General features: G+C 66.8%; 10 protein-coding genes. 3 read left to right on the forward strand and 7 right to left on the reverse strand.

The genetic code is table 11. From position 1 onward, the window contains the following. Positions 1-30: 30 nt before the first annotated feature. The 7 genes from FK256_RS10015 to dnaA form a co-directional block, all read right to left on the reverse strand. Positions 31-516 (reverse strand): DUF3566 domain-containing protein, encoded by a 486-nt coding sequence (locus FK256_RS10015; protein WP_009232717.1) that lies wholly within the window; start codon positions 514-516, stop codon positions 31-33. Further along, positions 513-3,185, reverse strand: a complete 2,673-nt coding sequence (gyrA, locus tag FK256_RS10020; RefSeq protein WP_141424663.1) for a DNA gyrase subunit A — start codon at positions 3,183-3,185, stop codon at positions 513-515. The genes FK256_RS10015 and gyrA overlap by 4 nt, the downstream gene beginning before the upstream one ends. A 68-nt stretch (positions 3,186-3,253) precedes the next feature. Further along, on the reverse strand, positions 3,254-5,281 hold the full coding sequence (gene gyrB, locus FK256_RS10025) for a DNA topoisomerase (ATP-hydrolyzing) subunit B (RefSeq protein ID WP_021604995.1): 2,028 nt from the start codon (positions 5,279-5,281) through the stop codon (positions 3,254-3,256). 306 nt (positions 5,282-5,587) lie between these two features. Next, positions 5,588-6,364: a DciA family protein gene (locus tag FK256_RS10030; protein ID WP_244936344.1), complete on the reverse strand. Its 777-nt coding sequence runs from the start codon at positions 6,362-6,364 to the stop codon at positions 5,588-5,590. Then, complete coding sequence (recF, locus tag FK256_RS10035) at positions 6,357-7,574, reverse strand: DNA replication/repair protein RecF (protein ID WP_141424664.1); 1,218 nt, start codon at positions 7,572-7,574, stop codon at positions 6,357-6,359. Before recF ends, FK256_RS10030 begins: the two co-directional genes overlap by 8 nt. Before the next feature lie 13 nt (positions 7,575-7,587). Next, the gene (gene dnaN / locus FK256_RS10040; RefSeq protein WP_039892584.1) at positions 7,588-8,718 is read right to left on the reverse strand and encodes a DNA polymerase III subunit beta; all 1,131 of its coding nucleotides are present in this window, start codon (positions 8,716-8,718) and stop codon (positions 7,588-7,590) included. A gap of 531 nt (positions 8,719-9,249) precedes the next feature. Beyond that, positions 9,250-10,908 (reverse strand): chromosomal replication initiator protein DnaA, encoded by a 1,659-nt coding sequence (dnaA, locus tag FK256_RS10045; RefSeq protein WP_141424714.1) that lies wholly within the window; start codon positions 10,906-10,908, stop codon positions 9,250-9,252. A gap of 587 nt (positions 10,909-11,495) precedes the next feature. Between dnaA and rpmH the strand changes: the two genes are divergently transcribed. From rpmH to yidD, 3 genes are read left to right on the forward strand one after another with little or no spacing between them, the layout of a single operon-like run. After that, positions 11,496-11,633, forward strand: coding sequence for a 50S ribosomal protein L34 (gene rpmH, locus FK256_RS10050; RefSeq protein WP_009232709.1), 138 nt, complete (start codon positions 11,496-11,498; stop codon positions 11,631-11,633). A 1-nt stretch (position 11,634) separates the two neighbouring features. Next, a complete protein-coding gene (rnpA, locus tag FK256_RS10055) occupies positions 11,635-12,012 on the forward strand; it encodes a ribonuclease P protein component (protein WP_141424665.1) in 378 nt (125 codons plus the stop codon). A gap of 19 nt (positions 12,013-12,031) precedes the next feature. Continuing rightward, positions 12,032-12,316 (forward strand): membrane protein insertion efficiency factor YidD, encoded by a 285-nt coding sequence (gene yidD / locus FK256_RS10060; protein WP_082462991.1) that lies wholly within the window; start codon positions 12,032-12,034, stop codon positions 12,314-12,316. The last annotated feature ends 69 nt before the right edge of the window (positions 12,317-12,385 follow it).

The raw sequence follows: 12,385 nt of genomic DNA on the forward strand, positions 1-12,385 counted from the left end.
ACCTACCCGGCTACGGGAGACCAAATCCGATCACTCGTCCGCAAGCGTGAGATGGATCCCACCAACAAGGGTGGCGGTGATGTTGTAAAGAAAAGCGCCGAGCGTAGTCAATGCCGTCACAAGCACCATATCGACCACGGCAATGATTGTGGAGACGGCCAGCGCCCGTGGCAGCTCCAGGTAGGCCACGATCGCGGAGAAGGTGTTGGAGCGCTCGCCGGCCACCGTCTTGACCAGGTCCTCGATGGTGGAGAAGACGTGCATAGCGTCCAGCATGAACCACACAACGGCCGTGGCGACGATGAGCATGATGCCGCCCGCGAAGCTGAGCAAGAAGCTCGCCTTCATCACCGACCAGGGGTCCACCCGAGTCAGGGCCAGCCGCACGCGTCGCGGCCCGGCGATGGTCTTCTTGCTCTTCTTACTCTTGCCGCCCGAGGCATCCGCGCCACCCACGATGGATGCGGCACCTGCGGACTGCCCGCCGTCGGGGGACATGGAAACCGGCTGGCTCATGCTTCGACCTCACTCTCGTTGTCTTCCAACGCTACCGCGTCAGGTACTGAGTCCGCAGGAGAGTCATCAGTCTCACCTTCCGGTGCAGCATCAGTCGGAGCCTCATTGGCGGAGTCGGCGCTCGGGCCGGTATCGGCGGCATCGACCGCCTCCTCCATATCCCGCTCGGTGTTGCGGGCCACCGCGATGATGCGGTCTCCGGCGTCGGGCTTGGCGAAGGTCACGCCCTGGGTGGCGCGCCCCGTGCGCGAGACCTCGCTGACGGCGGATCGCACCACCTTGCCCGAAGCCATGATGCACAGGACCTCATCGCCGGAGTCAGTCACCAGAGCGCCCACGAGGTTGCCGCGCGCCTCGACGAGGTTGGCGACCTTGACACCCAGGCCCCCGCGACCCTTGACCGGGTAGTCGACGACGTTGGTGCGCTTGGCGTAGCCACCCTCGGTGACGACGAACAGGTCGGCGTCCTGCCAGGAGGGGTCGACGACGTCCATGGCCAGAAGGTAGTCGTCCGGCCGGAACCGCATACCGGTCACGCCGCTGGTGGCCCGGCCCGTGGGACGCAGGGTGTCGTCGTCGGCGTGGAAGCGCAGCGACTGTCCGGCGTGGGAGACCAGGAGGAGGTCCTGGCCGGTGCTCAGGAGCCTGGCGGAGACGAGCTCGTCGTAGTTGCCGTCCTCGTCCTGGCGCAGGTTGATGGCGATGACGCCGCCTGAGCGGTTGGAGTTGTATTCGCTCAGGCGCGTCTTCTTCACCAGGCCGCGTCGGGTGGCCAGGACCAGGAAGTCGGCCTGGTCGTAGTCCTGGAGCTCCATGACCTGGGCGATCTCCTCGCCGGGCTGGAAGGCCAGGAGATTGGCCACGTGCTGGCCCTTGGAGTCTCGGCCGCCCTCGGGTAGCTCGTAGCCCTTGGCCCGGTAGACACGGCCGTAATTGGTGAAGAACAGCAGCCAGCGGTGCGTCGTCGTGACGAAGAAGTGGTCGACGACGTCGTCCTCACGCAGCGTGGCACCGCGGATTCCCTTGCCACCGCGGTGCTGGGAGCGGTAGGAATCGGTACGGGTGCGCTTGGCGTAACCGGAGCGGGTGATGGTGACGACCACGTCCTCCTCGGGGATGAGGTCCTCCATACTCATCTCGCCGTCGAAAGGCACGATCCGGGTGCGGCGCTCGTCCCCGTACTTCTCAACGATCTCGGCGAGCTCGTCGGAGACGATGCCCCGCTGGCGCTCCGGGGAGGCGATGATCTCGCGCAGGTCCTTGACCCGGGCGCGCAGCTCCTCGGACTCCTCCTGGATCTTGAGGCGCTCCAGGGCGGCCAGACGGCGCAGCTGGAGGGAGAGGATCGCCTCGGCTTGGGCCTCGTCGACGTCCAGCAGACCCATGAGGCCGGTGCGGGCCTCTTCGGTGGTGGGTGAGCGCCTGATGAGAGCGATGACGGCATCGAGGGCGTCGATCGCCTTGAGCAGGCCCTCGAGGATGTGGAGGCGCTCCTCGGCCTTGCGCAGGCGGAAGCGCGAGCGGCGCACGATGACGTCGATCTGATGGCTGACCCAGTGGCGCACGAACCCGTCCAGGCTCAGCGTGCGCGGTACCCCGTCGACCAGGGCGAGCATGTTGGCCGGGAAGTTGTCCTGGAGCTGGGTGCGCTTGTAGAGGTTGTTGAGGACCACCTTGGCCACGGCGTCGCGCTTGAGGACAATGACGAGCCTCTGGCCGGTGCGCCCGGAGGTCTCGTCGCGGATGTCGGCGATGCCGGTCACCTGGCCGTCGCGCACCAGTTGGGCGATCTTGTCGGCCAGGTTGTCGGGGTTGACCTGGTAGGGAAGCTCGGTGACCACGAGGCACTGGCGCCCCTGGATCTCCTCGACGTTGACCACCGCGCGCTGGGTGATGGAGCCACGCCCGGTGCGGTAGGCGTCCTCGATGCCCCGGCGGCCCAGGATCGTGGCGCCGGTGGGGAAGTCGGGTCCGGGGATCCGCTCGATGAGGGCGTCGAGCAGCTCCTCGCGCGAAGCGTCGGGGTGCTCGAGGTACCACTGGGCGCCGCGGGCGATCTCACGCAGATTGTGCGGTGGGATACGGGTGGCCATGCCGACGGCGATGCCCTCGGAACCGTTGACCAGGAGGTTGGGGAACCGGGCCGGCAGGATGACCGGCTCCTGGTTGCGTCCGTCGTAGTTGTCCTGGAAGTCGACGCTATCCTCGTCAATGTCCCGGAGCATCTCCATGGCCAGGGGCGCCATCTTGCACTCGGTATAGCGGGGGGCGGCGGGTCCCAGGTTTCCCGGAGTGCCGAAGTTCCCCTGGCCGGCGACCAGCGGATAGCGCAGCGACCACCACTGGACCAGACGGGCCAGGGCGTCGTAGATGGCGCTGTCGCCGTGGGGGTGGTAAGTGCCCATGACGTCGCCAACGACGCGGGAGGACTTGGAGAAGGAGGCGGTGGGGCGGTAGCCGCCGTCGTACATGGCGTACAGGACGCGGCGGTGGACCGGCTTGAGCCCGTCGCGCACGTCCGGCAGGGCCCGGCCCACGATGACGCTCATCGCGTAGTCGAGGTAGGAGCGCTGCATCTCCATCTGGAGGTCGACCGGCTGAATGCGCTCGGGAGCGGCAACGTTGGTCGCTCCCTCGTCGCCGATGATCTCTTCAACTTCGTCGCTCACAGGATTCCTTCGTGTTCAGAGGATGTCGCCGGAAGTAGGCCGGCGGTTCACGTGCGGCCCGGTACCGCTCAGATGTCCAGGAAGCGGACGTCGGAGGCGTTGCGCTGGATGAAGGAGCGCCGCTGTTCGACGTCGTCGCCCATGAGGATCGCGAAGGTCTCGTCGGCGTCGGCCGCCTCGTCGAGCGTGACCTTCTTGAGGATGCGAGTCGAGGGGTCCATGGTGGTCTCCCACAGCTCGTGGTCGTTCATCTCGCCCAGACCCTTGTAGCGCTGGATCCCACCATCCTTGGGCAGGCGGCGGCCCTTGTCCTGGCCGGCGGCTAGCAGCTTGTCGCGCTCGGCGTCGGAGTAGGCGAACTCGTGCTCGGCGTTGGACCACTTGAGCCGGTACAGCGGCGGCATGGCGATGTAGGTGTGGCCGTGCTCGATGAGTGGGCGCATGTAGCGGAACAGGAGCGTCAGCAGCAGGGTGGCGATGTGCTGGCCGTCGACGTCGGCGTCGGCCATGATGACGATCTTGCCGTAGCGCAGCTTGGTGATGTCGAAGTCCTCGCCGATGCCGGTGCCGAAGGCGGTGATGAGGCTGCGGATCGTGTCGGAGGACAGGGCCCGGTCCAGGCGCGCCTTCTCCACATTGAGGATCTTGCCGCGGATCGGCATGATCGCCTGGTGCTCGGGGTCCCGGCCGCCGACGGCGGAGCCGCCGGCCGAGTCGCCCTCGACGATGAAGATCTCCGACTCCTCGGCGATTTTCGAGGAGCAGTCGCGCAGCTTGCCGGGCATGGAGGCGGATTCCAGAACACCCTTGCGGCGCGTGGCCTCACGGGCCTTGCGAGCGGCCATGCGCGCGGCGGCGGCCTGGGAGGCCTTGGTGATGATGGCACGGGCATCGGTCGGGTGGGAGTCCAGCCAGTCGCCGAGCTGCCCGTAGACCGTCTGCTGAACGAAGGTGCGGGCCTCGGTGTTGCCCAGCTTGGTCTTGGTCTGGCCCTCGAACTGGGGCTCGGAGAGCTTGACCGAGATGACGGCGGTCAGGCCTTCGCGGATGTCGTCGCCGGTGAGGTTGTCGTCGCGTTCCTTGAGCAGGCCCTTGTCCCGGGCGTACTTGTTGACCAGTGTGGTCAGTGCCGTGCGGAAGCCCTCCTCGTGGGTGCCACCCTCGGTGGTATTGATCGTGTTGGCATAGGTGTGGACCGACTCGGAGTAGGAGTTGGTCCACTGCATGGCGATCTCGAGGCTGATGGAGTGGGTCTCGCCCAGGGTCTGCTCGGCCTCGAAATCGATGATCTCGGGGTGGATGAGTTCGGCCTTCTTGGACTTGTTGAGGAAGGCGACGTAGTCGCGCAGGCCGTGCTCGTAGCAGTAGGAGTCGGTGCGGAAGCCGACCTCGGGGGCGTCCGGGGCGGAGTCGTCACCGGTGATCTCATCGCCGGCGTCCTGGACGCCGACGCGCTCGTCGGTCAGGGTGATGCGCAGGCCCTTGTTGAGGAAGGCCATCTGCTGGAAGCGACGGCGCAGCGTCTCGTAGTCGAAGTCAACCGTCTCGAAGATGCTCGGGTCCGGGTAGAAGGTCTGGGTGGTGCCGGTAGCGTCCGTCGCCTCGCCCTTGATGAGCTCGGTGATGGGGCGACCGCCGTCGGCGAAGGACATGCGCCATACGAATCCCTGCCGGTGGACCTCGGTGTCCACCCGGGTCGACAGGGCATTGACCACGGAGATGCCCACGCCGTGCAAACCGCCGGAGACCGCATACCCGCCACCGCCAAACTTGCCTCCAGCGTGCAGGATCGTCATGACGACCTCGACGGTGGGCCTGTGCTCGGTGGGGTGCTCGTCAACCGGGATGCCACGGCCGTTGTCGCTGACGCGCACGCCGCCGTCGGCCAGAATGGTGACCTTGATGTGGTCGCAGTAGCCAGCCAGGGCCTCGTCGACGGAGTTGTCGACGACCTCGTAGACGAGGTGGTGCAGCCCGCGCTCACCGGTGGAACCGATGTACATGCCGGGGCGCTTCCTGACCGCTTCGAGCCCTTCGAGGACAGTGATGTCCGAGGCTCCATAATCATGATTCACAGTGGCGTCCTGGTCAGACACGTGTCAGTTGCTCCTCAATCTGTGCGCATCGGGACCTCAGTGGTCCGATGTCTCCGTCCGGCCCCTTCACACGACGATCCTGAGGAGGATCGTGCGCGCACGTAGGTGGGTACATCAGGACGGTCCTGGGCGCACCTTGGGCGGTTTCACCGCATTCTAGCGTAGAAAGGCTCTCGACCCGCTGCGCTGGGGGCAGCTGGGAGCGTGCCCGTGGTCACCTCTGTCTCACGCGGGTCACCGAGTCGCCTGATCCCTCATTCTTCGATGACTGCCGGAGCTCTGGTGGTCATGTTACCGCCCGCCGTCTCAGCCGTACGTATCACGCGGACCGCGGGCACCGCGCAGGCCGACGCCGCGCCGTTTCCAGGAGGGTCCGGCTGGTCCCAGGATCCGCAGCTCCACGCCTTCGCCCGTGCTGATGCCTCCGGCCTGGCGTCCGCCGGGCCCCGAGCGCAGGGCCTCGACGATCCTTGCCTCGATGGTGGGCTGGAGGAGCCGGAGCTGCTGGGCCCAGCTCGAGGACGAGGCGCGCAGGGTGATGCGTCCGGCCTCGAAGGCTTCGATCGTGCAGTGCTCGGCGATCTGGTCGCCCACGATGCTCTGCCATCTGGCGACGACACCTGCCACCGCGAGCTTTCCAGCCCAGCCGTTGTCGGCCACCATGCGGCGCAGCTCACGCCGTCCGGTGCGGGGGTCGAACGGGGTGGGGCCGGGCCGGTCGCGACCGCGCGCCAGACCGGGGCCGCGGTCAGCCGGGTCATCCGGATCCAATCCGAGCGCCCGGGCCAGCTCCCGACGCCGGTCCCAGGGCGCCGCGGCCTCCGCAGAGTCCTGCGGGCCTCCGCCGATCTCGGTGCGACCGCGGCGGACCGGTTCTCGCAGCCTGCGGGCCGGGATCCGACTGTCCCCCTTCTCCCAGGCCCGGGCTCGCTGGCGGGTCAGGGCACGCTGGGCCAGGACGTCGGGAAGCGGGCCAACACCGGCAGTGTCATCTGCGCGGTCATCTGCGCGATCAGCGGCGCTGCTGGCCTGACCGTTACCGCCGGCCGGCGCGTCACCGATGGGACGGGAACTCTCAGCCACGGGAGACCTCGCCATCGGCCACGCGATACCGGACGCCGGCGAGCTCGGCGGGGATGTCATCGTCGACGGCGGCGGTCAGCAGGACCTGTTGGGCGCCGACGACCAGCTGGGCCAGGGCGCGGCGGCGCTGCTCGTCGAGGGAGGCGAAGACGTCGTCCAGGATGAGCACCGGTTCTCCGTCGCCGCCATAGGCATCGACGTCGGTGCGCAGCATGTCGTAGGAGGCCAGGCGCAGTGCGAGGGCCAGGGACCACTGTTCGCCGTGGGAGGCGAATCCGCGGGCGGGCAGACCGGAGAGGAACAAGGAGAGGTCGTCGCGGTGCGCCCCGATGAGGTTCGCGCCGCGGTCGATCTCCCGGGCGTGAAGCTCGCCCATGGCGCTCTCCAGACGCTCGGCAACGGCGGACTCGTCGAGGAGCGCCTCCTCACCGGCGAGCCAGGCCGCTTCATCATGAGGATCGGGCTCCGGTGCCCCCTCGTGCATCAGCAGGCTCGAGCGGTAGGCGATCTGCGCATGGGGTTGCTGCCCGGAGGCGCCAGAGACGGCCTCGTAGGCGGAAACCACCCAGGGGCGCAGACGTCGTACGACGTCGACTCGGGCGGCGATGAGTCTTGCCGCCGCTACGGCGAGCTGACCGTCCCAGACCTCCAGGGTGGAGAGCATGGAGGCGGTCGATGAGCGGGCGGCGCGAGCGGACTTCAGGAGGCTGGCGCGCTGGGCGAGGATCTTGTCGTGCTCGTTGCGCACCCCTGCCAGGCCCGGGCGCAGGGTGACCATCAGTTCGTCGAGGAATCCTCGACGCACGCCAGGCTCATTGCGCACCAAGGAAAGATCCTCGGGGGCGAAGACGACGGCGCGCAGGACCCCGAGCAGGTCGCGGGGCCGACAGCCGCCCCGGTTAAGACGAGCGCGGTTCGCCTTCCCGGCGATGATCTCGATCTCCAGGACGCTGGGTCTGTCGCCGTGGATGGTTCGGGCCCGGATGACGGCGCCGGGGGGCTGACTCTGACCGGGCGCCGCCCGGCGCACCAGGGCGGTGTCCGCTCCGATCCGATGGGAGGAGAGCGTCGCCAGGTAGACGATCGCCTCGACCAGATTGGTCTTGCCCTGCCCGTTGGAGCCCACGAAGGCACTGGGGCCGGGCTCGAGGGACAGGATGAGATTGCGGTAGGAGCGGAAGTCGTCCAGGGAGAGGTCAGAGACGTACATGCACCGTCGTGTCTCAGGCTCCGAAGCGGATCGGCATGAGCAGGTAGCGGAAGGTGGAGTCCTCGGTACCGCCGATGGAGTCCATACCCGTGAGTACTGCGGGCTTGGAGGCGTGGGTGAAGTCGAGCCGGACGTAGGGCTGGTTGAGTGCGCCCAGGCCATCGAGGAGATAGCCGGGATTGAAGGCGGTGGAGATGTCGTCCCCCTCGAGGTGGGCTACGAGCTGCTCGGTGGCCTGGGCGTCGTCGCTCTGCCCGGCGTCGAGCTCCAGGTTGCCCTGTGTGAAGGCCATGTGGATGGGGGTGGAGCGGTCGGCGACGAGGCTGACGCGGCGCACCGCCGCCATGAGCTCGTCGGTGCCCACCGTGGCGTGGATCGAGGTCGACTCCGGGAACAGGCGGCGTACCGGCGGATAGTCGCCGTCGGTGAGCAGGGAGGTGGTGCGCCTCCCGCCGGCTTCGAAGCCGATGAGACTGGAGGCGGCCGATTCGCTGCTCAGGGCCACGGTCACGTCGCCCGAGGAGGTTAGGGACTTGGCGACGTCGGACAGGGTACGGGCCTTGAGAAGCGCCGTGGTGGACAGCTCGGTGTTGGCGGGTGACCAGGTCAGCTCCCGCATGGCCAGACGGTAGCGGTCGGTGGCCATGAGAACCAGGGAATTGCCCTCGACCTCTATCTGGACGCTGGTGAGCAGGGGCAGGGTGTCATCGCGGGAGGCCGCGATGGAGACCTGGGCGACGGCGCGGGCCAGGTCATGGGCGTCGATCGTACCGGCCACGGCGGGCATGACGGGCAGCGCCGGGTAGTCGTCGGCCGCCATGGCGGCCAGGGAGAAGCGGGCCGAGCCGCAGGAGACGGCCACCTTGGTGCCCTCAACCTCCAGATCGACAGGTTTGTTCGGCAGGGCCTTGGCTATATCGGCCAGAAGTCGTCCGGAGACGAGGACGCTACCGTCCTGCTCCACGTCGGCGGCAACCTCGCAGTGCGCCGAGACCTCGTAGTCGAAGGAGGCAAGAACCAGGCTGGAGCCCTTGGCCTCCAGCCTGACTCCGGCCAGCACCGGTACCGGCGGGCGGGCGGGCACGGACCGCGCGGTCCAGGTGACGGCCTCGGCGAGGATGTCTCGGTCAACCCTGAGCTTCACGGTAAGTGCCTCCGTCATCGTGGTAGGTCGGTCGGCGGTGCGTCTTGGCACTACTGAGCCGAACAAGGTACATGCATGCCAGCGGGTCGCCGGCGGGTAGTCGGCAGGAGCCGCGTCGTTCGGAGCGCAGTCCTGGGTCGAGAGTGTAGACGGTAGACCGTACCAATCGCTCCTGTCACCAGCGATCATCCACGTTCATCCCATGAGTCTCCCTGAATGGCGAAGGTTCGGGGCCCGGGCCGACCTCGTTGGCCGATCGTGAATCGCATGTTCTGTCATCCTGGTTTGTAGGTGTAGTAGCACGTGTGGATGATGTGGATAACCGGATCTTTCCGCGTGGCGACGCCGATCGTCCTGGGGAGGCATACGTGGGCGGTTCTGGTGAGCGCGACGGGGTAGCGGTGGAGAGAGCAAATGACATCAATGTCATTCCACAGTGAGGGTGCCGTGCCTCCACAGCGACACGCTCGCTCCTCCACCTGCCGTCCTCAGCGCCCTCCACAACCGTCGTTGAGGTGGGACGTCGTCGGGTTAGGCGGGTGACTGGGCGGCCTGCTTGATGCGGCTGGTCAGTTCGGTGACCTGGTTGAAGGTGGAGCGCCGTTCTGCCATGAGGGTGCGGATCTTCTTGTCGGCGCTCATGACCGTGGTGTGGTCGCGCCCGCCGAACTCCCGGCCGATCTTGGGCAGGGAGAGGTCGGTGAGTTCGCGGCACAGGTACATGGCGATATGGCGGGCCGAGACCATGGTGCGCGAGCGGTTGGCCGAGCACAGGTCGTCGATGGTGATACCGAAGTAGTCGGCGGTCTGCGCCATGATGAGGGAAGTGGTGATCTCCTGGCCTTCGGGGTCGGAGATGATGTCTTTGAGGACCATCTCGGCCAGGGTCTGGTCGACGGGCTGCTTGTTGAGCGAGGCGAAGGCCGTCACGCGGATGAGTGCGCCCTCGAGCTCTCGGATGTTGGTGGTGATGCGCGAGGCGATGTACTCCAGGACGTCGAAGGGCAGATCGAGGCCCTCGGCAGTGCCCTTGCGGGAGAGGATCGCGATGCGGGTCTCCAGATCCGGGGGCTGGACGTCGGCCAGCAGGCCCCACTCGAAGCGCGAGCGCAGGCGCTCGTCGAGTCCGCCCAGTGCCTTGGGGGGCTGGTCGGAGGTGAGAACGACCTGCTTGCCCGAGGAGTGCAGGGAGTTGAAAGTGTGGAAGAACTCCTCGAGGGTGGACTCCTTGCCCTGGAGGAACTGGATGTCATCCACCAGGAGAATATCGACCTCGCGGTAGCGTCGCTTGAACCCCTCCATGCGACCGTCGTCCTGATTGCCGTCGCGCACGCAGGCGATGAAGTCGGAGACGAAGACCTCTGAATTGACGTACTTGACGCGGATTCCCGGGTTGAGCGTCTGGGAGTAGTGGCCGATGGCGTGCAGGAGGTGGGTCTTGCCCAGGCCTGAGCCTCCGTAGATGAACAGGGGGTTGTAGGCGCGGGCCGGAGCCTCGGCGACGGCCAGGGCCGTGGCATGGGCGAACCGGTTGGACGAGCCGGTGACGTAGGTGTCGAAGGTGTAGCGCGGGTTGAGCTGGGAGACGTCGTTGGCCGCCGTCGGCGTGAGCAGTCCGGTAGGACTCTGGGGGCCGATCACCCCGGGACTGTAGGCGCCGGAGAATCCTGACATGGACGGCAGGGAGCCTGATGTCGGTGAGGGTGCCGATGCCGCGGAGGCCTGGGAACGGGGTGCCGGCGAAGGTGCTGATGATGCCGGATAGGTTGACGGGTCCCCGATCTGTTCGCCGTAGGCGGGTGCGGCTGCGCTAGCGGTGCCGGGCGCTGCGGGCGGGGCTGACACGGGTGACACTCCCGACGGCGATGGTGATGGTGACGCCGTGGTCAGGTTGACGGGCTCGGGGGTCACGGGCGGCATCGGGGTTCTCGAGACCTCCGAGGAGGTGTCGACCGTGACCTCGATGGGCATGGGGCGTCCCCAGACCTGGGTGACGGCGGCACTGATCGGGCCGCGTGCCTGCTCGACGATGTCCTTGGCAAAGGCCGATCCGACGACGAGGACGAGGGTGCCGTCGACATCGATGAGATGGGTCATGCGAATCATGGACATCTTGCCCTGGCCCAGCTCTCCGGAGCTGGAGAGCACCTCGAGGGCGGAGAGCCATTTGGTGTTGGCGGCGTCGGGCACGACGGACTCCTGATCGGCATGGTTGGTATTTCCCGTGATCGCAACCCGACCGGTGTCGGCCAGGGCACTGCACCGACCATGACTGGGACGTGCGGCCCCGGCGAACCGGGTGGTCTCGATTGGGCGTCCCATCATGCTGTCTCTCCACAGCCTTGTCCACACCTGGGGACACAGAGAGTAATGACTCACAGGCGTCATTCAGGATAAATGCTGGGAATGTTAGGGTTGTTCGATCTCGATCGTGTGGCACGAGCCCGCCGAATGACGAATGTTTAGCGATTTACGGGCCTACTGAGAAGATGCACACAGCTCAGTGAGTTATCCACATATCCGCAAGCTTGTGGACGGCCGACTTCCCACAGCGGTGGATGCCGCGAGCCCTCTCTTGTGGATCTCCTGTGGATAAGCGCGGATAACGTCATCGGTCACAGTCGGCCACATCCGTTTGACCGGCAAGAGGGCCAAACGTAGGCTGTTGCAGACGTTCGTGCGGAGTCAGGTCCCGAACCATGGGGCAGCCGGACGAGCGACAGTGCCGCGAGCCTCGCGATGCACTGTTCCGATCACCTCAAGCAGGAGTTAAGCCCGTGAGCAAGCGGACCTACCAGCCGAACAACCGTCATCGTGCCAAGGTGCACGGCTTCCGTAAGCGCATGTCCACCCGCGCGGGTCGCGCTGTTCTCGCTTCGCGGCGCCGCAAGGGTCGCGCTCGCCTCGCCGCCTGAGGTGCTCGGCGCGGCGCACCGGTTAGCGCGGGGTGAGGACTTCACCACCGCGATCCGTCGGGGTACGCGCTGCGGGAACCGCAGACTGGTCGTGCACTACCACGCCGGCGGGAGAGGGGATGATTCCCCGGCTCTCGTCGGCGTCGTCGTGCCCAAGAAGCAGATCCCGTTGGCGACTCACCGCAACCGTGTCAAGCGCCGTGTGAGAGCCCTCATGGCTCAGCGGGTTGGTGCGCTCGAACCGGGGGCCCGCATCGTTGTGCGCGGGCTGGCCGGCGCCGACGGCGCCGACAGCGGCACTCTGGGGAAGGACCTGGATCGGCTTCTGAACCGGTGCCGTGAGCGTCGGGCCCAAGAGCGGCAGCGGCGAGCCGATTGAATGCGGTGATGAGCGAGCGATGAGTGGATGGATGATACGAGTCTTTCTGGCACCGGTGCGTTTTTATCAGCGTTTCATATCGCCTGCTCTGCCGGCGTCGTGCCGTTACTACCCCACCTGCTCGGCCTACGCCGTCACGGCGGTGGAGGTGCACGGTCCGGTCAAGGGCACGCTGCTGAGCGTGTGGCGTCTTTTGCGGTGCAATCCGCTGACCCCGGGTGGAGTCGATCATGTCCCGGACAAGGGGCGCTGGCGCTACCACCATCCCCGCGACGTTCCGAGGTTCACGGTCGAAGAACCCTGACCGGTCCTGATGAACCGATGGACATGATGCCGGCTCAGACCCTGAGCCCACACTGATACCGCTCTCGCA

The organism is Actinomyces johnsonii (assembly GCF_006546835.1).
Taxonomy (GTDB): Bacteria; Actinomycetota; Actinomycetes; order Actinomycetales; family Actinomycetaceae; genus Actinomyces; species Actinomyces johnsonii.